The organism is Sphingobium ummariense RL-3 (assembly GCF_000447205.1).
In the GTDB taxonomy this organism is placed as follows: Bacteria; Pseudomonadota; Alphaproteobacteria; order Sphingomonadales; family Sphingomonadaceae; genus Sphingobium; species Sphingobium ummariense.
The window spans coordinates 91,225-116,762 of record NZ_AUWY01000136.1; the positions used below are offsets into that span (position 1 = coordinate 91,225).

The 25,538-nt window shown below is 62.3% G+C and carries 19 protein-coding genes and 1 pseudogene; 9 read left to right on the top strand and 11 right to left on the bottom strand.

Translation table 11 applies throughout. From position 1 onward, the window contains the following. Positions 1–4: 4 nt before the first annotated feature. Together M529_RS46990 and M529_RS46995 are read left to right on the top strand one after the other, a co-directional pair. A complete protein-coding gene (locus M529_RS46990) occupies positions 5–1,744 on the top strand; it encodes a copper resistance system multicopper oxidase (RefSeq protein ID WP_021320107.1) in 1,740 nt (579 codons plus the stop codon). A 56-nt stretch (positions 1,745–1,800) separates the two neighbouring features. Further along, positions 1,801–2,631 carry a copper resistance protein B gene (locus tag M529_RS46995; RefSeq protein ID WP_408021351.1) on the top strand — a complete coding sequence of 277 codons (831 nt, stop codon included), beginning with the start codon at positions 1,801–1,803 and terminating at the stop codon, positions 2,629–2,631. Between the two features lie 576 nt (positions 2,632–3,207). On the opposite strand, the pseudogene M529_RS50810 reads toward M529_RS46995, so the two are convergent. Then, positions 3,208–3,360 (bottom strand): annotated as a pseudogene (locus tag M529_RS50810) (IS6 family transposase); the annotation flags it as partial. Between the two features lie 99 nt (positions 3,361–3,459). Further along, positions 3,460–4,629, bottom strand: a complete 1,170-nt coding sequence (gene pobA / locus M529_RS47000; protein ID WP_021320110.1) for a 4-hydroxybenzoate 3-monooxygenase — start codon at positions 4,627–4,629, stop codon at positions 3,460–3,462. 110 nt (positions 4,630–4,739) lie between these two features. Between pobA and M529_RS47005 the strand changes: the two genes are divergently transcribed. Beyond that, positions 4,740–5,621, top strand: a complete 882-nt coding sequence (locus M529_RS47005) for a helix-turn-helix domain-containing protein (protein ID WP_021320111.1) — start codon at positions 4,740–4,742, stop codon at positions 5,619–5,621. Between the two features lie 13 nt (positions 5,622–5,634). On the opposite strand, the gene M529_RS48870 is transcribed toward M529_RS47005, so the two are convergent. After that, positions 5,635–6,180: an aldo/keto reductase gene (locus M529_RS48870; protein ID WP_236617758.1), complete on the bottom strand. Its 546-nt coding sequence runs from the start codon at positions 6,178–6,180 to the stop codon at positions 5,635–5,637. A 267-nt stretch (positions 6,181–6,447) separates the two neighbouring features. Beyond that, positions 6,448–7,506 (bottom strand): aromatic ring-hydroxylating oxygenase subunit alpha, encoded by a 1,059-nt coding sequence (locus M529_RS47010; RefSeq protein ID WP_031295828.1) that lies wholly within the window; start codon positions 7,504–7,506, stop codon positions 6,448–6,450. A gap of 111 nt (positions 7,507–7,617) precedes the next feature. On the opposite strand from M529_RS47010, the gene M529_RS47015 reads away from it, so the two are divergent. Next, positions 7,618–8,541 (top strand): LysR family transcriptional regulator, encoded by a 924-nt coding sequence (locus M529_RS47015; RefSeq protein ID WP_021320114.1) that lies wholly within the window; start codon positions 7,618–7,620, stop codon positions 8,539–8,541. Between the two features lie 26 nt (positions 8,542–8,567). On the opposite strand, the gene M529_RS47020 is transcribed toward M529_RS47015, so the two are convergent. The 5 genes from M529_RS47020 to M529_RS47040 all read right to left on the bottom strand — a co-directional run bounded on the left by M529_RS47020 (position 8,568) and on the right by M529_RS47040 (position 16,083). Continuing rightward, complete coding sequence (locus M529_RS47020; protein WP_031295830.1) at positions 8,568–9,485, bottom strand: formylglycine-generating enzyme family protein; 918 nt, start codon at positions 9,483–9,485, stop codon at positions 8,568–8,570. 46 nt (positions 9,486–9,531) lie between these two features. After that, a complete protein-coding gene (locus tag M529_RS47025; protein WP_021320116.1) occupies positions 9,532–11,427 on the bottom strand; it encodes a sulfatase-like hydrolase/transferase in 1,896 nt (631 codons plus the stop codon). Further along, a complete protein-coding gene (locus M529_RS47030) occupies positions 11,424–13,109 on the bottom strand; it encodes a sulfatase family protein (RefSeq protein WP_040601415.1) in 1,686 nt (561 codons plus the stop codon). Before M529_RS47030 ends, M529_RS47025 begins: the two co-directional genes overlap by 4 nt. Positions 13,110–13,249: 140 nt before the next feature. Next, entirely contained in the window at positions 13,250–14,728 is a 1,479-nt protein-coding gene (locus M529_RS47035; protein ID WP_021320118.1) for a sulfatase family protein, read from the bottom strand. Between the two features lie 26 nt (positions 14,729–14,754). Further along, a complete protein-coding gene (locus tag M529_RS47040; protein WP_040601417.1) occupies positions 14,755–16,083 on the bottom strand; it encodes a spinster family MFS transporter in 1,329 nt (442 codons plus the stop codon). A 264-nt stretch (positions 16,084–16,347) separates the two neighbouring features. Between M529_RS47040 and M529_RS47045 the strand changes: the two genes are divergently transcribed. The 5 genes from M529_RS47045 to maiA all read left to right on the top strand — a co-directional run bounded on the left by M529_RS47045 (position 16,348) and on the right by maiA (position 22,876). Then, a complete protein-coding gene (locus M529_RS47045; RefSeq protein ID WP_021320120.1) occupies positions 16,348–18,723 on the top strand; it encodes a TonB-dependent receptor in 2,376 nt (791 codons plus the stop codon). 63 nt (positions 18,724–18,786) lie between these two features. Further along, positions 18,787–20,481, top strand: a complete 1,695-nt coding sequence (locus M529_RS47050; protein ID WP_021320121.1) for a glycoside hydrolase family 3 protein — start codon at positions 18,787–18,789, stop codon at positions 20,479–20,481. A 10-nt stretch (positions 20,482–20,491) separates the two neighbouring features. Beyond that, positions 20,492–21,556 (top strand): gentisate 1,2-dioxygenase, encoded by a 1,065-nt coding sequence (gtdA, locus tag M529_RS47055; RefSeq protein WP_021320122.1) that lies wholly within the window; start codon positions 20,492–20,494, stop codon positions 21,554–21,556. Then, positions 21,553–22,248 (top strand): fumarylacetoacetate hydrolase family protein, encoded by a 696-nt coding sequence (locus M529_RS47060; protein WP_021320123.1) that lies wholly within the window; start codon positions 21,553–21,555, stop codon positions 22,246–22,248. Before gtdA ends, M529_RS47060 begins: the two co-directional genes overlap by 4 nt. Beyond that, positions 22,241–22,876: a maleylacetoacetate isomerase gene (gene maiA / locus M529_RS47065; protein WP_031295835.1), complete on the top strand. Its 636-nt coding sequence runs from the start codon at positions 22,241–22,243 to the stop codon at positions 22,874–22,876. Before M529_RS47060 ends, maiA begins: the two co-directional genes overlap by 8 nt. A gap of 7 nt (positions 22,877–22,883) precedes the next feature. Here the strand turns inward: maiA and M529_RS47070 are convergent, their stop codons facing one another. Both M529_RS47070 and M529_RS47075 read right to left on the bottom strand, forming a co-directional pair. Beyond that, on the bottom strand, positions 22,884–23,933 hold the full coding sequence (locus M529_RS47070) for a LacI family DNA-binding transcriptional regulator (protein WP_031295837.1): 1,050 nt from the start codon (positions 23,931–23,933) through the stop codon (positions 22,884–22,886). A 100-nt stretch (positions 23,934–24,033) separates the two neighbouring features. Then, the gene (locus M529_RS47075; RefSeq protein WP_021320126.1) at positions 24,034–25,524 is read right to left on the bottom strand and encodes a sulfatase family protein; all 1,491 of its coding nucleotides are present in this window, start codon (positions 25,522–25,524) and stop codon (positions 24,034–24,036) included. Between the last annotated feature and the right edge of the window lie 14 nt (positions 25,525–25,538).

Here is a 25,538-nt window from a genome sequence, read left to right on the forward strand (position 1 = left end):
AGGCATGAACAGCATTGCCCTAGACCGCCGCACACTCATCCGGGGGGCGGCAGCCCTGACCCTTGCGCGCGCCTTTCCGTCCTGGGCGCAAAGCGGCACTGTCGGGTTGCGACCGGCTCCGGGCGTGCTGTCGGGCGAACGGATCGAGCTGACCGTCGGCGAAAGCCATTTCGCGACCGGAGGTCGCTCTGCCCACGCCGTCACCATCAATGGCACGGTGCCCGCGCCGCTTATCCGGCTAAAGGAAGGCCAGACAGTCCAGCTGGCCGTCACCAACCGGCTGAAGGAGGACACGTCGATCCACTGGCACGGCATGATCGTGCCCTTCCAGATGGACGGCGTGCCGGGGATCAGCTTTCCCGGCATCCGTCCGGGAGAAACCTTCACCTATGAATTCCCGATCCGCCAGTCGGGCACATACTGGTACCACAGCCATTCGGGGATGCAGGAGGCGATGGGCCATTACGGCCCGATCGTGATTGACCCCGCAGGCCCCGATCCGGTGCGGTTCGATCGGGAGCATGTCATCGTCCTGTCCGACTGGTCGCCGGTCCATCCGCATATCCTGATGAAGCGGCTCAAGCAGATGGGCGGCTATCATAATTTTCAGAAGCAGACGCTGGCCGGGCTGCTCGCGGGCAAGGACCAGAGCTTCAAGGAGCGGATGGAGTGGGGCAAGATGCGGATGGACCCCACCGATATTTCCGACGTCACTGGCTCGACCTACAGCTTTCTGGTGAACGGCCATGGCACGCCGGAAAACTGGACCGGCCTGTTCGCGCCCGGCGAGCGGGTGCGTCTGCGGATCGTCAATGCGTCCGCCATGACCAATTTCAACGTACGGCTACCGGGCTTGCCCATGACGGTGGTCCAATGCGACGGCCAGCATGTTCAGCCGGTTGAGACCGACGAATTCCAGATCGGCATAGCCGAGACCTATGACGTGATCGTCCAGCCGACCGAAGCGAAGCCCTATGGTTTGATCGCGGAGGCGATCGATCGTTCCGGCCTCGTCCGCGCGACGCTCGCGCCGCAGGCCGGCCTGGTCGCGCCGGTTCCGACGCTGCGCCAGCGCCCGCTGCTGACCATGAAGGACATGGGCATGGACATGAGCGGAATGGACATGGGGCAGAATGGCGTCATCGATCTGAGCCAGCCGGCCAATGACAGCATGAGCGGCCATAGCATGAAGATGCTCGACCCTTCGGTCGCGCCGAACGTGCCGATGGGGCCGGGCGTCGCCACCCTCTCCGCCATGCCCGCGGACCGAACCGCTGACCGGCCCACGGGCCTTGAGGATGTCGACCACCGCGTGCTCACCTATGCGGACCTGAAAGCGCTGGAGCCCAACAGCGACACGCGCCCGCCGACCCGTTCGCTCGACATCCACCTGACCGCCAACATGGAGCGCTATATGTGGTCGTTCGACGGCGTGAAGCTGTCGGAGGGGGCGGAGCCGATCGCTTTCCGCCATATGGAGCGGGTGCGCGTGACGCTGATCAACGACACGATGATGCCCCATCCCATCCACATTCATGGTCATTTCTTCCAGCTTGTGACCGGGGCGGACGCGGCGACAAACCCCCGCAAACATACGGTCAATGTACTGCCCGGTGGCAAGATCAGCTTCGACCTCACCGCCGACGCAATCGGCGACTGGGCGTTTCACTGCCATATGCTGATGCACATGCATGCGGGCATGATGCGGGTCGTGACCGTCCGGCACGAGGGAGACGCGGCATGAGGCGCATGCTTGGGCTAGTCCTGCTCGCCGTGGCGCTGCCGGCGCAGGCGCAGACGATGGACCATAGCGCACATGAAATGCCGCAGAGCGAGACATCTCCGGCCGCCGATCCCCATGCCAGGCATGACATGGGCGGCGACGAGACCATCCCCAAGGGCACGCCGCCACCGGTCCCGACCGATCACGCCGCCGACGCCCTCTACGATCCCGCCGTCATGGCCCGCGCACGCGCTGCAATGGTCAAGGAAAGCGGCGGCATGATCTTTTCCCAGTTGATGATCGACCGGCTGGAATATCGCGTGCAGGATGGCCGCGACGGCTATCATTGGGAGGGCGAGGGCTGGATCGGCGGCGACATCAACCGGCTCGCGATCAAGTCCGAGGGCGAAGGCGCGGTCGGTGGCGCACTCGAAAGCGCCGAGGTGCAGGCGCTCTACAGCCGCGCCATCGACCCGTGGTGGAACATCGTCGGTGGCGTGCGACAGGATTTCCGCCCGCAGCCTGAGCGGACCTACGCCACCATCGGGATCGAGGGGCTTGCCCCCTACTGGTTCGAGGTCGAGGGGCAGATCTTCCTGTCGCACAAGGGCGACGCGCATCTGCGGCTGGAGGGCAGCTACGACCAGCGCATCACCCAGCGGCTGATCCTTCAACCCGCCGTGGAAGTGAATCTAGCGGCGCAGGACGTGCCGGAAATCGGCATCGGGTCGGGCCTGTCCGACATCGAACTCGGCTTGCGCCTCCGCTACGAGATTGCCCGCGAATTCGCGCCCTATGTCGGGGTGAATTGGGAGCGCAAATTGGGCGACACGGCCCGCTTCGCCCGCGAAGAGGGCGAGGGCGCGTCGGCGACCAGCCTGGTCGTGGGCGTCCGCTTCTGGTTCTGAGAGATTGCCACGGCATAAGCTGCCGCCCGCCAGCAGAATTTTGTCATTCGAACGATGAAGTAGGCGGCGCATCGCGCGATAGCGCCGTGCCCCACCCCCTACTCTTCCATCATGCCACGATGCAGATTGGGACAGACGCGGGACATGGGGAAGGTCGCCTTGGCGACGCTGTGCTTTGCGATTGAGGCGCCACAGGCGGTCGCTCAGGATGAAAACGCATGGACCCTCTCGGGCGGGTTCGATCTCATAGAAACGCGGACGGGGAAGGGGGGACGCTTTTATCCTTGATGGCACCTTCTCCTACGGAGATGCGACCAGCCAGATCATGCTGGTGACGTAGGGAGGTGGCGCGCTCAACGGCCAGTTCGACGAAGTGCGAACGCGTCTCTTCTATGGACGAACGGTGGTGAGAACGACGTGGCTTGCCGAAGTTCGCAAGGATTTCAAGCCGCATCCGCGCGATCTGCTCATCGTCTCTGCGCTTGTCGCCATGCCGTTGCTCCTCCGGCGGGCGGAACACGCGCCCGACGCGTGTCCAGAAACCGACGAAAGCCCTTCATGCGGTTGATCTGCTGCCGTTTCATGGCAGATGTCGATGTCCCGCTCTAACAGCACATCCTCCACATTCCGCAGCGACAGCGGGTAGCGCACATACATCAGCACCACGAGCCGGATGACCTCAGGCGACGAGTTGAAGTAGCGAAACGGGCTGCGGGATGGACGACTCATGTGGCCTATCTACGTGCCGCCAGTTACTTTGGCAGAGCCGTCCCCGCTATCCGTAGTGTCGAAACTGTTACTTCTCCCTAACCATACAGAATCGCAGCGTCAAAGTGGCAGGCCTACATAGTTTTCAGCGATGGTCGTCTGCGCCGCGACGGAGGAGGCGATATAGTCCAGATCTGCCAGCTGCATCCGCCTGTCGAATGCGTCATTGTCTGGGAAGCGATGCATGAGCCGCGTCAATTGCCAGGAGAAGCGTTCCGCCTTCCAGATTCGGGCCAGGGCGCGGTCGGAATAGGCAGCGATTGCATCGGTATCGCCGCGCCGGAAATAACCGATCAGCGCCTCCGACAGATAATGGACGTCGGATGCCGCAAGATTGAGCCCCTTGGCTCCGGTCGGCGGCACGATGTGCGCGCTGTCGCCGGCCAGCATGAGACGGCCATGACGTAGCGGTTCGAAAACGAAGGATCGCAGCGGCGCGATCGACTTTTCCAGCGCCGGCCCGCGCATGATCTGTGTGCCCACTTCTGGTCCCAGTCTAAGTGTCAGCTCGTCCCACAGGCGCTCGTCCGGCCAATCCTCGACCTTCTCGTCCAGAGGAACTTGGATATAATAGCGGCTGCGCGTCTCCGAGCGCATGGACGCCAGTGCAAAGCCGCGGTCATGATTGGTGTAGATCAGTTCATGATTGCAGGGCGGTACATTCGCCAGGATGCCAAGCCAGCCAAAAGGATAGACTTTTTCAAAAGGCTTCCCCACCGACGCCGGGATGGCGGCCCGCGAAGGGCCATGATATCCATCGCATCCGCAGATGAATTGCGCGTCAATCCGCCGGGCCGTGCCATTTTCGGTAAAGGTGAGATAGGGCGCGTCGCTTTCCGGATCGTGGAGCGCGACGTCGCCGGCCTCGTAGATCACCTTCAGGTCCCGCCCGGGCGCCGCGTCCATCAGGTCGCGCGTCAGTTCGGTCTGCCCATAGACCATCACCTGCCGCCCGGTCAGCGCCTTGACGTCGATACGAATGAGGCGTTCGCCATCCGTCAGGTGGAAACCGTCATGCGGCAGCCCTTCCCGGTGCATCCGTTCGCCCAGTCCCAGCCGATCCATCAGGTCTGTCGTCGTGCGCTCGAGAACGCCGGCGCGAATGCGCCCGAGCACATAATCGGCCGATGCTCGTTCCACGACGACGACGTCCAGTCCTTCGGCGCGTAACAAATGGCCCAGCAAAAGGCCTGCCGGCCCCGCCCCAACGATGGCGATCTGTGTTTTCATGGCCTGCTCCTCTCCGTGCTTACCTTGTGGCCCATCCTGATGCCGGCAGCGCTTGCCGGCCATGGCTGCACCAGCATATAGATTGGATAATTCAACAGATTTTGGGCATCATGAGCACAGCCGTTCCGACCTTCTATCTCTACGGTGAGCCACAAAGGGCGGTGGAACCTGGCTTCGTGCATGTCGAAAGCCTGGATGACCGATCCCGTCCGAGCGAATGGACGATCCAGCCGCACATCCATCGCGATCTCAACCATGTCATCCTGATCTGCGAAGGGGGCGGAGCCATGCGTGCCGATGGCGACACTGTGTCGTTCGACGCCCCCAGCCTGTTGCTCGTCCCGGCCGGGATAATCCACGGATTTACCTGGCTTCGGGAGTCGCTCGGCTGGGTCACGACGATTTCCGACAGCTATCTGCGGCATCTCCTCGCCCGCGACGACGATCTTCAACCGCTGTTCCGTGGTCCTCATGCCATATCCCTGCCTCCCGTCGATTTTACGGAGGCGCAGGCGACCATCCAGCGCATGGCCAGGGAACTCGCCTGGGCAGCCCCCGGCCAACGCGGCGCTATCGAAGCCTTGCTTCTCGGCCTGCTGGTTCAGGCGCTTCGCCATGCCGCGGTCCGCGACGCGAGCGCCGGCACCAGTGGCCGGCAGACACGCCTCGTCGCCCGCCTGCGCGAACGCATCGAACAGCGCTTTCGCGAGAGGGATCCGGTGGCTGCCCACGCCCTGGCGCTGGGGGTCAGCGAAACGACGCTACGCCAGGCCTGCAGGAGCGTCGCAGGTATGTCGCCGGCCGCCATGGTCGATGAACGCGCCCTGCTGGAAGCGCGGCGCCTGCTGATCTATTCCAATCTCTCGATCGCGGAAATCGCCTACGCGATCGGCTTTGACGATCCGGCTTATTTTTCTCGTTTCTTCACCCGCCATGTGGGGCGCTCGCCCCGCGACTGGCGCGCCGATGGAAGCCGGACGGATCGATCATAATATATCCAGAGGTTCATCTTCCCAGATTTCGGTGTCCACCTGCGCCTGTGCGGACCGGGCATAGCGAGGCCGGAAATGGCGTCCCGGCTGAAGAGGGCATCCGCTTGCGCCAGCGCATCCGTCGATATGGAAACGGACAAGGTCGCCATATTCTCTTCCAGATGATCGAGACTGCCGGTACCCGGAATCGGGATGACATACTCGCCGCGGACATTTCCGAAAGGCCGATTACCCGATCTTGCCGGCTTCGATCGCGCGCGCCAGGGGCGACGACGGACTCCTCGATCGGCACCTTCGGGTCCAGACGACGCAGATAATAGAGATCGGTATGGTCGGTGTGCAGCCACCGGAGAGAATCTTCTAGAACGGGGGCGATGGCGGCGGGCGACCCATCCAGCCCGCGCTTGCCATCGATCTCGGCGAGAACGCACTTGCTGGCTAGGATGAATCCGGACCGGTGATGCATGAGTGCGCGTCCCAGCAATTCCTCATTGGCCCCAAAACCATAAAGCGCGGTTGTGTCGAAGAATGTGGCGCCGAGGTCCAGCGCGCACAGCAACGCATCAAGCGATATGCACTGAGCTTGGCAGAAGGATGATCCCTCGGATCGTTGCCTGGTTCCTCTCCCTCCTTACGAATATTGCGGAGGGGGCAGACCGCCAGCGGTTAGCTGGACCGGTTCGTGGCAATGATCGCCAGCACGTTTGCCGTCACCCTGTTGGTCGAAGGCATTTTGGGGGGAATTGGCGCTTCCCAGACCTCGCCAGTTGCTCACCGGCACAAAGGAATATATTCGACGTAATCAGCCGCTGACCATGCCGCGATGTTACGCTTTTCCGGCTTCTGCTGCAATCGCACGATCGATTATCATGCGGGACCGCACCCCGCCGGCATCGATGTTGAGCTTGAGCAACTTTCGTTCGGGATGACGCAACAGGTTAGCCTGCTGCTGCTCGAGCATGAGCAGATCTTCGCTGAAAATCCTGTGCTGACCTTCCCGGATCGAATCGGTGACCGCTGGGTCATCCACCGCAAATTGCCGCGCCATGCCCCAGAAATACCAGTGGCTGTGTTCGGTTTCTGGTGTGATAAAGTCGACTACGATGCTTGATGCCTTGACGGACGCATTCGCCTCATAGCCGCCCATTCCCTGTAGGGCGACTCCAACCTCGATCATTACATGGCTGGGAAGGCTGAAGCGGCAAATCTGCCAGCGGTCTACCAGTTCTTCCTCCGGCAATCCAGCACAGCGCAGCGCCATGCGCCAGAAGGGCGGAGCATGGACCGAGGCCATCATGCGGCTGGTGACGACCTCCTCGCCCTCGACCCAGGTTTTGACGGGTGCCTCGTCGATCTCTCGTTGTCCGATGCTACTGGCGTGGACATAGGTCTCATGGGTCAGATCCATCAGATTGTCTATCATCAGCCGATAGTCACAGGCGATGTGGAACAGGCCCCCGCCATACGCCCATGCCTCGCTCTCCGCCCAAGGCAACGGGTGCAACTTGGCCGGATCGGCCTGATCCGCATCGCCGGGCCAGACCCAGATGAAACCATAGCGCTCGATCACCGGAAAAGCGCGGATCGGCGGGAAATTATGGACGCGCTGACCCGGCATGCTATGCGCGTGACCGGTGCAGCCCATGGTCAGACCATGATAGCCGCAGACCAGCATCCCCTCGCGCACGAAGCCCAGCGAGAGCGGAGCGCCACGATGCGGACAGAAGTCCTCGAGCGCAGCCACCTCTCCATCCGCGCCGCGATAGAAGACCATGGGCTCGCCGCAAATTCTTCGTCCCAGCACCTTGCCCGACACTTCGTTAGGCGTGCACGCGACATACCATGCGTTACGTGGCCACGGAGCGTGGAGGTTGGAGGCAGGCATATCTCTCTCCCGGCGGTTCCGCCGCTTTGCTGCGGCGATGGTTTGCACCTTAAAGGCATGCGTTGCTATAATCATCGGCTATACTGCTTATGAACCGTATATCATTCGATAATGGAAAAGCTGGATCTCAATTTGCTGCGCGTTCTCGAGGCGCTGTTCACACAGAACAGTGTATCGGGCGCCGCTCGCGCTCTGGGCGTGTCTCAGCCGAGCGTCAGCCTTGCCCTGCGTCGGCTACGAGCGCATTTCGGCGACGAGCTGTTCGTACGGCAGGGAGCGCGTATGGAGCCGACCCTTGTGGCGCAACGCCTGTTGGAACCGGTGATGAATGTCATGGCCTCGGTCCGGTCTGAAATCGTCGCGGCTTCGCCTTTCGATCCGGCGCAGGCTGAACGTTGTTTCACCCTCAACCTGTCAGACCTTGGCGAGCTGACCTTCCTTCCCGATCTGATGACGTCAATGCAGGAGCGGGCACCGGGCGTCAGCGTTCGTTCCATTAGTCTGCCGCCCGCCGAACTGCGCCGAGCCCTGGCGGACGGATCGGTCGATCTTGCATTGGGCTTTTTCAAGGGGCTGGACGGCGATAATTTCTTCACCCAGACGCTTTTCGAACAGGGTTTCGTCTGTCTGGTGCGGACGGGCTGGAAGAACGGTTCGCAGGTCATGACGCTGCAGGATTTTCTCTCCGCGGACCACGCTGTGGTCGAGCAGGAAGGGCGCAGCCAAGAAGTCTTGGAGCAGCGATTGCGTGCAATGGGATTGCGCAGGCGCACCCTTTTGCGATCGCCTCATTTCATGACTGTCCCATTGCTTGTCGCCCGATCTGACATGATCGCAACCGTGCCCTGGGGGGTAGGGCGCATCTTCTCGCGCCTGGGCGGCTTGCGCTTCGTCACGCCGCCCTTCGACACTCCGCGAATTGCGCTCCAGCAGCTCTGGCATCGGCGCAACCATCATGATCCGGGATTGGTCTGGCTGCGCCGATTGATCGCAGATTTGTTTCGCGGGCGTGATCCCATGGGCGATCGGGATTGACCCGGGTTACCGAACTGACATCCGCTTCAACGTGATCTTGAAATGCACCGAAATCCGATGTGGCTGGTGGAGCTATCGATCGATTGCGGGTGACGGGCAGCCGGCCGGTAGCGCTGGCAGTAATTGGCGGCGCACAGATGCGAGCCACCCTTCACCACCTTGCGCGGGATCGCGATCTCGGGAGCGGCAGGATCATAGCTTTCGCGCTTTGTAGCGCCGCGCGGGTTTGCAGGTACGCAACAACTGCCCTTGCTCTTGCGCTCGATCCTGGGCCGGCCAAACCAGTCGGCCGTCCATTCCCAGACATTGCCAATCATATCGTAAAGACCATAGCCGTTGGCAGGATAGCTGCGCACTGGTGACGTGCGCTCGTAACCGTCCTCCAATGTGTTGCCATAGGGGAAGGCGCCTTGCCAATAATTGGCGAGCATGGCGCCGCCCGGTGCCAGTTCATCGCCCCAGGCATAGTCTGCGCCGTCTAGTCCGCCGCGGGCCGCAAATTCCCATTCCGCTTCGGTGGGCAACGTCTTCCCAGCCCATTTGGCGTAGGCTTCCGCGTCCTGATAGGCCACATGAACGACCGGGTGATCCTCCAAACCTTCGACGCTGCTGTCCGGACCAAAAGGATGCCGCCAGTCCGTACCGGCGCTGAATGACCACCACTGGCTGTAGTCGCCAAGGTCGACCGGCCCGCTTGTCCGCTGGAACAGCAGCGATCCAGCAACTGCCAGCGCCGGGTCCATGCCGGGATAGTCGCTGGGATCGGGAGGAATTTCAGCAAAGCTACGATAGCCGGTCGCATCGGCGAAAGCGGCGAAATCCCTGTTGGTGACGGGCGTCTCGTCGATCCAGAAGCCGTCCACCCGAATTGTGCGTACCGGCGCTTCCTCGGGATAGAAGGAGTCGGATCCCATCTGGAATGTCCCCCCGTCGATCCATCGCATGCCGTTTTTCACGATCAAACTGCTCGTCCTTGCATTCACACCGGCGTCAGCCGGCGCCGCCGCTTGCCCTCATCGCTTCGAGATCGAAGATGGGCGTCGACGATCGATACTCGCCGGTCAGCTTCAACCGTAGATATTTGGCTGCGTTGGCAACATAGACCTTGGGGTCGCTCTCCGCCACCTTTGCGATGTCCAAAGCTGGCTGGGCTGCGTCACCGATGAAGGTCAGCGCATTGATCGCATGGAGCCGCACCTGCCAGGGCTGCGAGGGTGAGCAAAGATCAATCAGCGCCGGGACGGAAGTCGTCGTTTCGCCCAGCCGGGCCAAGGCTTCGGCGAGCTGAATACGCACATGAGGGGAAGGGTCGGTCTTCAGTCGGATCAGCATGTCTGCCTCTGCGGGGCGGCCGGCCTCGCCTTGAATGAGAAGCCCCATCGCTGCCCAATAACGGATGACTTCGACTGGGCTGGCAAGCGAATTGCGCAACTGCTGCAGATTGTCCGGCTTGGCGTCAGCGGCCACGCGGGCGAGCACCATCACGTCTTTGAGAGGGTAGACCTTCGGATCACGCGACGATATCCAGCCTTCGCCTTTCATACCCTCTGGCAGGAAGCCATTGTCATGGATCGCAATCATATGCTCGTCGAGCATCTGGGCGAACCTGGCAAGCGTGGCGGCATGTGCGGGATCGCGCGCCAGATCCTTGATCTCATGCGGATCGGAGGAAAGGTCGTATAGCTCCTCGAACGGTTTGGTTTGAAAGAAGCGATCCTGCACGGCGTTGAGCTTGCCGTCTATATGCGCCTGTTCCCATTCCTGATAGCCAAGCGCCAGCCATTCGAACGCCTGATGCTGGCCCCAAGGACGGTGCGGCATATAATTGCGGATGTATCGCCAGCGGCCATCGGTCACAGTGCGCTGGAAATCGATCCGCTCGTCCATCCGGTTGCGCATCCCGAAGGCAACAGCCTGCGGCCGCGCGCTGGGGCCTAGGAAGGGCATGCCGCGCATCTGCTTCGGCTGCGCGACACCGGCCAGTGACAGAACAGTGGGGGCGAGATCAATGAAGCTGACGGGCGTCGTGATTTCGCTCCCCGGTGCAGCGGGCATCAGGTGCCGCCATTTGGGCGGCACATAGACGACCATTTCGCACCGCAGGCCTTCGTCATAACAGTAGCGCTTTGATCGACCGAGTACGCCGCCATTATCGGAATAATGGAAAACGATGGTGTCTTCGGCCAGCCCATCGGACTCCAGTTCAGCCAGTCGTTCGGCCAACTGGCCGTCCATCTTTTCCATGAGGTTATAGTAGCTGGCGAAATCCTGCCGGATGCCGGGGGTGTCGGGCAGGAAAGGCGGCAGCGTCACCATTTCCGGAGACACACGCCCAGATGTGGGCCTGAACAGACGGGATTCATGCGTGGTCTCATAGTTGAACACCGTCATGAACGGCCGTGACTTGTCGGTGCGGGACCGCCAGTGCGCTTCCTTGCCTTGCCGATCCCAAAGAGCGTTGGGATCGACATCGCAATTATAGTCGGTCTTGGCATTGTTGGTGCAGAAATAACCGGCCCCGCGCATCAACTCGGGATACGTCCGAAACTCTTTGGGCAATGCAGCGACTGCGCGCATCTGGTTCGCCGGCGCGCAGCTTTCGGGATAGACGCCGGTCAGGATACCGAAGCGTGATGGCGCGCATACCGGCGCGTTGGAATAGACGTGCCGGAACAGCAGGCCCTTTTTTGCGAGCCCGTCGATCGTGGGCGTATGCGCTATCCTGTCACCATAGGCCCCGACATAGGGATTATTGTCTTCGCTGACGATCCACAGGATGTTCGGCCGCTCCCCCTTGGCCGGGCGTGCCATGATCGGCGATCCGGCAATGGCGGCGAGACCGGCCGCCGATCCGATAACCACGCGGCGGGAAAGCTCATGGGTCATGGCTTGCCGGCTCCTTCAACCTGTCGTGTAAGCTCTTCTTTGAGGGGGGGCGTGTAGACCAGCGGCTTGCCCGCGGCCTGTGCCTTCAGCTTGGCTGGGCTGTCGGGCAAGATGGGGTCCAGCCGGTCGGTCGGGTTGGGCTTAACATACCAGTTGGACGGGAAATCGGCTGCGTGCTGGCCGTCGACGTCGCGCCGGACCGCGCCGATCGAGAGCCGCGCTCCATAAGGGATATTGTGCCGACCGTTGCGATCGGCGAGTTGCTGGTAGAGTGCCACACGCAACTCTTGCTTTTTCGCTGCCCAAGCCGGATCATCGACGAGATTGTGCATCTCGTCGGGATCCCTGTTGAGGTCGTACAACTCGTCCGTGTCCCACACGCCGTAATATTGGATATACTTCACATTGTCGCGCTCGATCGCGAATGTGCCGGGCGTCATCGGGAAATTATATTCCCAATAATATTCGTAGATGAAGTCGCCGGGTTTCCAGTCTGTGACGGCCTGTTTACCTTCCCATAGCGCCCACGCGCTCTTGCCTTCGAATTGCTTCGGGCGCGCGGCTCCGGCGACATCCAGGAAGGTAGGCGCGAAATCGAGGTTGCGGATGCGGCCTTCATTGACCGCACCGGCGGGGACGGTGCCGGGTTCCCAAACAACCAGTGGCACGCGCACCGACGCCTGATAGGCGTTGCGCTTGTCGATCAACCCATGTTCGCCGACCATGTAGCCATTGTCGGAAGTGAAGACGACCAGCGTGTCCTTATCAAGCTTGTTCTTCCGAAGATAATCCATGATGCGGCCGAGGCTATCGTCGATCGCTGACAATGTGCCGTAATAATATTTCAGATATTCCGTCATCGGCACGTCGGCATTGTAGAAGAAGTCGATGCCATGCCAGCTGTTGCGCTGGTTACGTACCCATACTGGCTTGCCTTCATTGTTCTGCGGCGTGTCCGCCGCGCTATCCGGCAACGTAAACTTCGCCTTGTCGTACTGGTGGGCGTAACGAGGTGGCGGCAGGGGGTCCGAATGGACGCCTTTATGACTGAGGTAGAGAAAGAAGGGTTTGTTCGGATCGCGCTCCTTCTGCAGCCAGTTCATCGCATAGTCGGTCAGTTCGTCGGTGATATAGCCTTGCTGCGGTACCGCCTTGCCATCGACATTGAGGTTGGGCGAGCTATGGGCACTTTCCGCCTTCGCCGGCCAGTAATTCCCCTGGCCCTTGAAGCTGACCCACTTGTCAAAGCCGGGCCGGGGACCATCAGCTTCGCTGCCCATGTGCCATTTCCCGAAGAAGGCGGTGTTATAACCTGCCTGCTGCAGATAGCTGGGGAAGTAGGTCAGGCCCGCTTCACTGCTGTCGTTGTTATCGACGATACCATGGTTGCGCGCAGTCTGTCCCGTCAGGATTGTGGCGCGGCTCGGACTGCACAGCGATGAGGTAACGACAGCATTGGGGAAATAACTGCCTTCCTTCGCCATGCGATCGATGTTCGGTGTTTTGAGCAAGCCGGGCTGAAGGAAACCCATGCCGTCGTAGCGCAGGTCATCAACCAGCACGAAGATGATGTTGCGGTGGCGCGTCTGTTGCGGGGCCGGCGCTGCGGTCTCCTTCGGCGCTGCCAAGGCAGGAGCGGGGACTGCGGCCATGCATGCGACGATGCAAGCGGCGCCGGCCATCGCCCGGCGCAGGATGGATAGCGATTTCTTCTTTTCCGACACGGTGTAATCCTCTTGGTCTCGTTTCGGGGAAGGCAGCCTATTCTCAGCCGTACGCGGTAGGGGCGACCGCCGCCGTGTCGGCTCATGCGACTTCGTCATCAATAGACCATCTCTGTTTCGCGTCCGTTCACCGTCACCTTGCGGGTCGAATGCAGCTTCCAAAGGGGGGCGGGCAGAGAAGTACGGAAGCGGTCGATCGCCTCGCGCAACCGTTTCGCACTGGCCGGATCACCGGCAGACAGGTCGCGGTTTTCGGCATAGTCGTCCTTCAGGTCATGAAGATGCGACTGATCCCAGTCGCGCGAGAGCCACAGCTTCTTGTCACCTTGGCGAGCGGCGTAGACGGGCTCCTGTCCCCAGACCAGCAGGCGGTCCGGCTGCGGTCGGCGCGCCGTCGCTATAAGGTCTCGCCCTTCCAATTCTTCTGGCAACGCATGTGCCGGATCAGCCGCGTGCATTACCGTGGCGGCGATGTCGAGCGATGATACCGGGCTGGCGCTGAGGCCGCGCGTCTTCATGCCCGCGGGCCATGACAGCATGAACGGCACGCGCGTCCCACCCTCCAGATAGGTGAACTTACCTGCGCCAAATGGATGATCGGGATTGCAGAAGCCGAAGCGATGCGGACAACCATTGTCGGACAGGAAGACCACCAGAGTATTATTGCGTACCCCACGCTTCTCGAGCGTGTCGAGAATGCGGCCTACACCATCGTCCATAGCCGCGATCATCGCTACATAGGTGCGACGCACCGGATCCTTGATGTGCGAGAACCGGTCATAATAGGCCTGTGGCACTTGGAGCGGCCAGTGCGGCGCATTATAGGCGACATAAGCGAAGAAGGGCCTGTCCTTCGCATGAGATACCCGATTGATGAAGTCGACGGCGCGGTCGGTGATCTGGTCGGTGAGGTAGCGGCTGAAGTCGTCTGCCGGCCTGGCGTCCCACCCCTCGACCATGGCATGATTGCCGGTCCGCGGGCCGATGGCATATTTATCTTCCTTCGTCGGCGTCGTCACGATACCGGGCGTCGCCGGATCGACATAGTTGGTTTCGCCGGCGAGGAAGCCGAAAAACTCATCGAACCCCCGGCGCGTGGGATAGAATTGCGGCTCCGCGCCCAAATGCCATTTACCGAACGCCGCCGTGCGGTAGCCCAGCGGCCGCAGCCGGTCGGCCAGCGTCTTCTGATCGACCGGCAAGCCTGCACCACGATCGCCTTCATCATTGATGTTGTATGTGAAGCCGAAGCGCTGCGGCATCCGCCCGGTCAGCAGCGCCGCCCGGCTCACGGCGCAGACCGACGCTGCAACATAGCCGTCCGAAAAGGCGACGCCGCTTTGCGCGATGCGATCGATATTGGGGGTGGGCGCATCGCGGCGGCCGTAAGTCGACACATCCGCCCAGTCGAGATCGTCCGCCAGGATGACGACTACGTTGGGCTTGGCTGCTGTTACCGGAGTGATGGCTCGGGCGGACGGGCGAGGGGCGGCCGTCCCCACATTGGTGCCGGCATAGCCCAGGGACAAGGCGCTGGCGGCCAGAGCGAACAGGAGGCGGCGGGATCGGCGAGACATGACAGGGCCTTCCTCGATACGGTGAATCAGGTGGCGGCAGGGGCGGAGGAGATGGCGCGGCTATAGCCTCTGAGGCCAAGCAGCAACGCGACCACTGACAGGGGCGACGCGATAGCGCACACCAATGTGATCGCGTCAGGCAGCGCCTGCGGATCGCCATACCAATAGTCGGTGACAAGGGCGATGGCGAATGGGCCGCCCGCCGCACCGATCAAATTCACCATAAGCATATAGCCTGCCGACACGGACGCGCGCATCCGATTCGGGGTGATTTCCTGCAATGCGGCAAGGCCTCCGCCGAAATTGAATCCGGCAAGGAAGTTCATCGCGCCGATCAGCGCCAGCGACAGCGCGACCGTCGGCATCTGTGGGAACAGCGTGGTCACGGGGATGAGGCTGACGAAGCCGAACAGCGCCGCGTAGAGATTGCCGCGCGCTATCCCTCGGCGGCGCAGCGCGGTGGCGGCGAACCCGCCGATCAATGTCCCGCTGACGCCGCAGACTGCCGTGATCGAACCGTAGAGGCCGCCGATCTCCGCCGTGGTCAGCCCGAACTTGCGCTCGAGGAAGGCGGGAATCCACGCGCCGGTCGCATTGCCGACGAGGATCATGAGCGCAAAGCCGAAGCTGATCCCGACATAGGCCTGCCACTGGCGGCCGACATGGGCGAACAATTGCGAGAAGGGCGGGCTGGGCTGATGGCCGCCTTCGCCCATGCGGGTCGGCTCGCGTACCAGCAGCATGAGCGCGGACAGCAGAAAGCCCGGCAGCCCCAGCATCAGGAAGACGAGATGCCAGCCCTTGATCGCGCCAATGATCGGGACGATCACGATGCTGGACGGTGGCACGACGGTGGCGAGCAGTCCGCCCAACAGCAGCGCGGCCGCCCCACCGACATAGATACCCATTTGATAGACGCCCATGGCCGCCGGCAGCTTCTCCTTGGGGAAATAGTCGGCCAATATGGAATAGGCGGCGGGGCTAAGGCCGCCTTCGCCTGCGCCCACGCCGATGCGGGCGACGAACAGAGTGCCAAAGCTGCGTGCGACGCCGCATAGCGCCGTCGCGAAGCTCCAGATGAAGATCGCGGCACCGACGATGTTGCGGCGGTTGGCGCGGTCGGCAAGCCGCGCGACCGGGATGCCGACCAGCACGTAGAACATGGTGAAGCTCAAGCCATAGAGCAGGCTCATGGCCGTATCGCTGACCTGAAGATCGTCCTTGATCGGCTGCACGAGGAGCGCCAGAGCTTGGCGGTCGACAAAGGCGAGGGTGTTGGCGGCAGCGAGCATGATCGCTGCGAACCAGGCCTGCTTTGGTGCGGGCCACCCGTCCCGCGAAGCCGACTCTGCCATTGCGATCTCTCCCATTGCTTTTAACGCTACAAAGCGGGAATTAGGCGTGCTGTCAACACCCGCCGGCATGCCTGGCTCTCCCATCAGAGGCGAATGCCTGCTGGCCGGACAATTATGATCGAAACGCCACTCCTCAAGAGCCATATCATGCGAGCCGATATCATATTGACAAGCGAGCTTCGGTTTGATTTAGCGTTACATATCACGCTTGCGCCGCATGAGGGCGCTCAGTCGACCAAATAGAAAACGCCAGAGGGGACCGAAATGGCCATCGATCAAAATCGGCATATCACCGCCGCCTCCATCATCGCGCTCGGCATCGCACTCGCAGTCGCGCCCGCGTTCGCGCAGGACGACTCCGTCGCCGATCCGCAGCCGGGCGACATCGTCGTGACCGCGCAGAAGCGCGCTGAACGACTTCAGGACGTCCCACTGGCGGTGACTGCGGTGGGTGCCGACACGCTCGCGTCGCGCCAGATCAACGACACCAATTCGCTGGTTCAGGCGGTCCCCTCCCTGTCTTTCCAACAGGGCGCCAACCCCACCAACACAAGCTTCCGTATCCGCGGTGTCGGCACCGCGCTGTTCGGCCAGGGCGTAGAGCCTTCCGTTTCGGTGGTCGTCGACGGCGTCGTCGCGGTTCGTTCGGCGCAGGGCTTTTCCGAACTGGCCGATGTGGAGCGGGTCGAAGTGCTGCGCGGTCCGCAGGGCACGCTGTTCGGCAAGAACGCGTCGGCGGGCGTTATCAGCGTCACGACCGCGCGTCCCTCCCGCGATTTCGAAGGGCGCGGCGACATCACCATCGCCGAGCACAATGAATATCGCGCGCGCGGTACGGTGTCTGGGCCAATCACCGACACGCTTCGCGCCCGCGTGTCCGGTTTCTACAGCGATGTGCAGGGCATTACCCGCAACATCGCGACCGACAAGTGGGTCAACGGCACCAAGAGTTGGGGTGTGCGCGGCAAGCTGGAATGGGACGCCACGGAGAATCTTACGCTGCTGCTCGCGGGGGAATATCGCAAGACGGATGCGGATTGCTGCGCCTCCACGCTGATCCAGATCCGGAACCCGGTGCTTCAGTCGCTGGTAGGACCGATCAACGCTACGCGCGAGAATCGACAGATTGCCGACGACACTAACACCTACGCCAACAGCAAGGCCCAGACCTACTCGCTCCAGGCAGACTGGGATCTTGGCAGCGCCACAATCACGTCGATCAGCGCGTTTCAGAAATACGACCTGGACGTCAACCAGCCGATCGACCGCATCCCGGCGACGTCGCCTATCTTCCTCGGCACGGCCGCCTTCGCGCCCTACACCTTCTGGAATCAGAACCATGGGCAGGTCGATCTGAAGGGCTGGTCGCAGGAACTGCGCATCGCCAACAACGGCAATTCCGCCTTCAACTACGTCGCTGGCGTCTTCTACATGCACAGCAACATCCTGCGTCCCTTCGACCGCCGCCGCGCCCGCTGCACGGCCGGTATAGTGGGCCAGCCCTGCGCGCCTGCGAACATCGTATGGCAATCATCGGCCAGTCGGATCCGCCTGGTTCAGGACAGTATCGCCGCGTTCGGTCAGGCCGACTATCGCATCGTCGGCGGGCTGCGAGCCATCGGCGGGATCCGCGTGCAATATGAGAAGGGCACGAACAGCGGTGTCCGCATTGCTCCGATCGTTGCAGGTGACGCCATCTTCCCTGGCAACCCGCCGAACAGCGGTCGCTTCTCCGCGCATGACACCGCCGTGACCGGCAAGGCGGGCTTGCAATATGAATTCAGCCGCAATGCCCAAGTTTATGCCAGCTACACGCGCGGCTATAAGGGGCTGGGATATGAAATGGAGATTGGCGGCGACCTTGCCAACCAAAGGGCGATCCAGCCCGAGCATGTGAACGCCTATGAAATCGGGTTCAAGGGCAGCACTGCCGACCGCACGCTGAGCCTGTCCGCCGCGCTGTTCCAGGCCGATTATTCGAACCTTCAGGTGCAGGCCAACCGATCCGATCCGACCACGGGCATCATCCAGTTCGTGACCACCAACGCGGGCTCGTCCCGCAGCCGTGGATTTGAAATCGAAGCGACGATGCGGCCTTCGGACTCTTTCTCTGTCAACGCGGCCGTTACCTATTCGCAGTCGCGCATCAACATCGACGGCCTCAATTGCGCGCTTCAGTTGCAGGCGGCCGCGCCGGTCCTGACCGGCACACCCGTCAACATCTGCTACCGCACCGCACCGGGCATGACGCCGCAGCAGAATCTGCGTAACCGTCCGCTTCAGGCAAGTCCCGACTGGCGCATCGGCTTGACGCCGCGCTACGACTATGAAGGCGACAGCTTCAGCGCCTTCGCGCAGGTCAGCGTCAATTTCACGAGCGCGCAGAACTTCACCTCGGAGCTGGATCCGCTGGCGGTCCAACCGGCTTACACGCTGGTCGATGCCACCGTGGGCGTCACCACGGCCGACAAGCGCTATGGCCTATCGCTGTTCGTGAAGAACCTGTTCGACGAAAATTATCTCACCAATATCGGCCACAATTCGATCATGTCGACCGTCGCCAACCCGTTAGATCTGGTGGGCACTTACAACAAGGATTCGAGCCGTTATTTCGGCGCGATCTTCAGCGTCCGTTTCTGATCCTGACAGGAGCCGGGCGGCTCGCGCCCGGTTCCTTTTCCTTTCTCCGATCCAAGGAAAAACATGCTCTCCGACTGCCCCTCGCCGCCAACGCCGGGCCCTTTGCAGATCGACGGTCAGGCACGCGCATGGGTGGAGCGCACGCGTGACGCCATGTGCATCGAGGAGATGGTCGGGCAACTCTTCATCTTTTCGACCGTGCAGGACAGCCGGGATGAACTCGAACCGCTGCTGGCGCTGAAGCCGGGCGGTATCAACCGGTTTCCCCGGCCGGATCTAGCTGCCTTCCGGGATGCGACGGTCCACACGATCGAGTCCGCTACGGTGCCGCCGATCTTCACCGGAGATATCGAGGGCGGCACAATCAGCTATTCTTTCGCAACCGCCGTTCCCAACATCATGGGCATTGCCGCCTGCGACGATCTAGCAACGACCGAAGCCCTCGCCCGCCTCGTCGCGCGCGAAAGCCGGGTGCTGGGCTATGACTGGTCGTTCGGTCCGGTAGTCGACATCAACCATGCCTTTCGCAGCGCGATCGTCGGCACGCGTTCCTTCGGGTCGCAACCGGAGCGCGTGCTGGCGCAGGCGAGCGCCTATATTCGCGCGCTACAGGAGGAAGGCGTCGCCGCCTGCCTCAAACATTGGCCGGGCGATGGCTTCGACGACCGCGACCAGCATCTCGTCACTAGCGTTAATCCGCTGTCGGTCGAGGAATGGCACGGGCTGTTCGGTCGCATCTATGGTCAGTTGATCGGGGAGGGTGTGATGACGGTCATGTCCGCCCATATCGCCTTTCCCGCCTATGTCCGCGCGCATATGCCCAATGCCGGGCGGGAGGCGTTCCAGCCTGCCACCGTGTCGCACTTGCTGAACCAGCGGCTGCTGCGCGAAGAACTGGGCTTCAAGGGCCTCATCGTGTCGGATGCGACGGGCATGGGCGGCCTTACAGGCTGGATGGAGCGGTCCGAAACTGTGCCGGCGGTGATTGAGAATGGCTGCGACATGTTCCTGTTCAGCCGCGCGCCCGAACGCGATTATAGCTTCATGCTCGACGGGCTGCGGAACAGGCGCCTGTCCGAATCCCGCCTCTATGAGGCAGTGACCCGCATCTTGACGCTGAAGGCGCGGCTGGGCCTGCACCAGGTCGACCCCGCGAACCGGATGCTGCCGCTCGATGCGATGCGGGACGCCTTGCAGACGCCCGACCATCGCGCCATCGCGACGCACGCGGCGGGGCACGGCGTCACGCTGGTCAAGGACACGCAGGCGCTCCTCCCTCTCGATCCCGTCACCCATCGGCGCGTCGTCATCATCGCGGAGGAAGGGTTCAGCTTCTGGGACGGAGCTTTGTCGCGCAGCTACGAGCCTGTCCTCGAAGAACTGCGCGCTCGGGGGTTCGAGCCCCGGATGCTCGACATGGAGCAATGGCCCACTCGCGAGGACACGGACCTCGTCCTTTATCTCGTCGGGCAGGAAGCAACCCCTAGCGCGTCGCATATTTTTCTCGACCTCGTGAAGCTGCACGGCTCCAATCGCAAGGCGATGTCGCAATTTCCTCAGGAAATCCCGACGGCCTTAGTTTCCTTCGGCCAGCCTTATTATCTCTATGACGCGCCGCACATGAAGACCTGCATCAACGCATACAGCGCGATCGAGCCGGTCCAGCGGGAGACGGTGCGCCGGCTGGTGGGCGACGCGCCGTTCACCGGCATCAGTCCTGTCGATCCTTTTTGTGGGCATGAGCAATTGCGGTGGTGAGGCGAACGCCATGACGACAAGCCCCGACAGCTATGGCGCCAACGACCAGCGCGCGCAGCTGGAGGCGCTCTACGCGGTCATGGCGCCCAAGGGATTGCTGCCGCTCTGGGAAAGCCTGCATGCGCTTGTGCTCGCCGAGCCGAAATCCCCGGCCCTGCCGTGGCGCTGGGGCTATGCGGAGGTGCGCGATTATTTGATGCGCGCGGGCGACATTATCAGCGCTGAACAGGCCGAACGCCGCGTCCTCATCATGGAAAATCCGGGGTTGCCCGGCCTCTCCGCGATCACGCCGAGCCTCTATGCCGGATTGCAGCTCATCCTGCCGGGCGAGGTTGCCCCCTGCCATCGTCATACTCAGAACGCGCTGCGCTTTGTGATGGAGGGGGGCGGGGCCTTCACTGCGCTCGACGGGGAGAAGGCGATCATGCAGCCCTTCGACCTCGTGCTGACGCCGGCGGGTCAATGGCACGACCACGGCAACGAAACCGGCCATCCGATGATCTGGCTCGACGGTCTCGATATTCCAACGGTGCGCCTGTTCGACTGCAGCTTCGCCGAGCGGCTCGATGTCGCCGCGCATCCAGAAACGGTGCCGGCTGGCGACACGCTTGCACGCTATGGCCATAATATGCGCCCGCTGCGGGGGAGCGTCGCAGATCGCCGCCCGGCCACGCGGCCGCTGTTCCATTATCGCTACACCGACTGGCGATCCGCGCTGGAGGCGATGGCGGCGAGCGCCGAGATCGACCCGCATCTGGGCCATGCGCTGGAATTTCTGAACCCCGCCGACGGCGGCCCGATCCTCTCCACCATGTCGGCGCACGTCCGCCTGCTGCCTTCGGGGTTCGAAACGCGGACGCGGCAGGCGACCGACGGCACGGTGTTCGTGCTGGTCGAAGGAGAGGCGACGTTGCTGCTTGGCGATCAGGAAATCCGGCTGGGCGCGCGCGACATGGTTGTCGTCCCGTCTTGGCGCCCCTACCGCTTCCAGGCGCATTCGCAGACGATAATATTCGGCTATTCCGACAAGGCTTCGCAGATGAAGCTCGATCTTTACCGGGAGTGCAATCATTGACCCTCTTGTTCGACCCTCAGGCTCCCATCCTCGCTGCCACCAGCGACGGCCACCAGTTCCCGGTCCGCCGCGTCTTCTGCATCGGGCGCAACTATGCCGACCATGCTAGGGAAATGGGCGTGGAAGTGGATCGCGAAGCGCCCTTCTATTTCACCAAATGGGCCGAAACCGTGGTGCCAAGCGGCCCCATCGCCTACCCGGCGATGACCAGCAACTATCATTATGAAGCCGAACTGGTCGTCGCCATCGGCAAGGGCGGCCGCGACATTCCCGCCGATCGCGCGGCCGAGCACATCTATGGCTATGCCACCGGCCTGGACATGACCCGCCGCGACCTTCAGCTCGAAGCGCGGGACAAGGGAAGGCCGTGGGATGCGGGCAAGAATGTCGAACAATCCTCGCCACTCGGCACGATCCACCCGATCGGCGAGACGGGTGAGATGTCGGCCGGAGCCATCCGCCTGACCGTCAATGGCGAAGTGAAGCAGCAGGCCGACCTTGCCGATCTCATCCATCCCGTGCCCGAACTCATCGCTTTCCTCTCACGCGCCTATCGGCTTGAGCCGGGCGACCTCCTCTATACCGGCACGCCCGCCGGCGTCGGCCCGGTCGTGCCGGGGAACGAGATTATCGTCTCGATCGACGGGCTCACCGATACAAAGGTCGTAATCACGGGCAGTGTGCATGACTGACATGATCCTGCACGGCTTCTGGCGATCCTCAGCCTCCTGGCGGGTGCGGATCGCGCTGGGGCTGAAGGGCCTGGATTGGTCGGACCGCACCTATCGTCTGCGCGCGGGCGAACAGCGGTCGGACGCCTATCTGGCGCTCAATCCGCAGGGGCTGGTTCCCGCGCTTGAAGTCGACGGCGCGGTGTTAACCCAAAGCCTTGCCATCTGCGAATATCTGGACGAACTCTACCCCGATCCGCCGCTGCTGCCGTCCGATCCGTTGGAACGCGCGTGGGTGCGCGGCTTCGCGCAGGCTATAGCCTGCGACATCCACCCCATTCAGAATCTCAAAATTCTGCGCATGTTAGGGCAGCGCGGCCTGGACGAGGACGCGGTGCAGGGGTGGGCGCGCGAGGTGATCGAGAGCGGGCTGGAGGCCTGCTCGCGCCTCATTGTCGATCGCGACGGACCCTATTGCTTTGGGGATCAGGTCACGCTCGCCGATATCGTCCTGATCCCGCAGCTTGGCAACGCTCGGCGTTTCGGCGCGCGCATCGACTTTCCCCGCATCGCGGAAGTCGAGGCGGCCTGCAACGCGCTGCCGGCTTTCGCCGCCGCAACGCCCGCGCGCCAGCCCGACGCGGAGTAATCCATTTTCAGCGCGGTGCCGGTCCCGTCGATTGACGCTCCACCATGCTATAGTCGACATAGATGGCCTGGGGCGGCTGCTCCGTCTCCTCGTCGCGCAATATGGCGACCAGCCGTTCCGTCGCCTTCTCCGCGATCAGCGCCAGCGGCTGGCGGACGGTGGTGAGGGCCGGCCAGATCTTGACGGCGATGGGGGTGTCGTCGAATCCGGTGATGGACAGCGCATCCGGCACTGCGATCTTCTTGCGCAGCGCGACGTTTACGAAGGCTGCGGCCATGTCGTCATTGCCCGCGATTACCGCCGTGAAATTGCGCGTGTCGGCAAGCACGCGCTCCGCGAGACCCAGCCCCGCCTCAAAAGAAGGCGGCGCTTCCCACACCACGTCCATGTCGGCTACCACGCCCGCGTCGCCCAGTGCGCGCAAATAGCCTCTGAGGCGCGATGCCGCGACTAGAGCGGTCGGCAAAGTCACCATGGCGATCCGCCGATGCCCCATGTCCAGTAACAGGCGCGTCAGTTCATAGGATGCGCGCTCATCGTCGATCCGCACGCAATCCATGTTGCGCAGATTGCTTCCCGGCGCGAGGCCTATCATCGGGACGTCATGACGCTCCGGCAATCCAGCCGCGCTAGCCAGCTCGCAAATAGGCGGAGGCAATAGCAGCCCGTCAATTCCGTTCTCCGCCACCTTTTCGATACTACCGATCGGATCAGTAGAGTCGTAGATTTCCAGCACCAGCTGCACGCCCAGCCGCGATGTCGCGCGCAGGCTGCCCACCAGCATGGCGCTCAGCAACGCGCTGTCTATGTCGCGATGTAGCAATCCGATGCGTAGGGTCTTGGCGGCGGCCAGGCTGCGCGCGGCGTTATTGGGCGTATAGTTGAGCGCCTTGACCGCCTCCAGCACCACCTCGCGCGTGGCGGGATTGACGAAGCTTTTGTTGTTGAGGACGTTGGATACGGTCATCGCCGATACGCCAGCATGGCGGGCGACAGCGGTGATGGTCGGGCCTTTCGACCCCCGCCGCCTTTTGCGGCCATTCTCCTGCGTCGTCATGGCGTCCTTGCTTGGTTGTCGGCGATCATCGTCATAACGGCGCATTCGCCGACAATCCATGCTTCAAGCGGAGGGGGCAGTTGGACACCCATGCAAATGGTCAGTCGCCACCCCGGATGCGATATTTTGCGGGTTCCTGCTTCAGCACCGGCCTGCCACCTGCGAGGGAGACACGGAAATTCTCCAGCTGCGGATCGGCGGTCCGCTCCATCTCGCCGAGCATCAGCCGCTTCATCTCGTCTGCCTTCGCCCGATGGGCCGGATCGTCGATGAGATTTCGCCGCTGGCCTGGATCAGCCTCCAGATCATAGAGAGCCATGGGATAGCCCATGACATATTGCCGCACGCGGGCCGCGATGCGCGGGTCCGTCTCCGCGGCCTTTGCCATTGCGGGGTAGGTGAGGCCCCACATGCTCTCGATCTTGAGCTGCGTCTTGCCATCGGCCCAGGCGGTGTAGTGGAAGGCGTAGCGGCGGTCTTGCAAGGTACGGGAAGGATAGAGGAATCCGCTCGACACATAGTCGACATAGGACATGATGAACGGACGGCTCCGTGCCGTTTCGCCCTTCATCATCGGGACCCAAGATTGTCCGTCCAGGTCGGCAATGGGTTTGGCGTGCAACAGATCCAGCAGCGTCGGCAGGATGTCGAGGTTGGTGGTGAGCATATCGAACCGCTCGGGCTTGGCCATGCCGGGATAGCGTAGCAGGACCGGCGTGCGGATGCCATGATCGTACACGCTCGCCTTTGCGAAGGGCATGGGCATGCCATGATCTGCCACGAAAAGGATGATCGTGTCGTCCCAAGCGCCGCTGTCCTTCAGCGCCTTCAGGATATTGCCGATGGCTATGTCCAGTCGCTGCACCGAATTCCAGTATTGCGCCATTTCTTCCCGAATGTCGGGCAGGTCTTCCAGATTGGGCGGGATCGGCACCTCCCCGGCCTTGAGCGGGCGAGGGATACGGTAGGGGCCGGTCTGGTCATGATCCAGTTCCCGCGCATCCTCGCTACCGTAGAAGGGGCGATGGGGATCGTTGATATTGCAGTTGATGAAGAAGGGTTTGTACTGGGCCTGCGCCTCCGTGACCGCCAGCCGCAGCATGTCGGCATGGACCATGACATGACGGTCCTTCCCCTCCTGCTTCATGTCCCACGGGAAGGAGGAGGCGGGTTGCATATGGCCGATCTTGTGGCTTGCCGCGCAATAATAGCCTTCGCCGGACAAAGCGCTGCACAGCGTCGGCGTGCCCTCCTTCATGGGGAAAAATCCGTTGCCGCCATTTTTGTGCGGCAGCAGTCCGCTCATGAACGCCTGCCGCGACGGCATGCAGATCGGCGCGACGGTCCGCACCTGCTCGAACACATGGCTTTGCGCTGCCAGGCCGTCGAGATTGGGCGTCAGCCCCCTACGGCCGTTCATGAAGCCCAGCGCCGACCAGTCCACATCGTCGGAAGTGATGAGAAGCAGATTGTGCCGCTTACGCGGGTCGCGCTTCACATAGTCCACAGCTCGTGCATAGCCGGGAAGCGCAGCCATGATTGCGGCCGCCGCACTCGCCTGTAGAAACTGTCGTTTGCGGTGGTTGATCATCTGGTCCTCCCTAA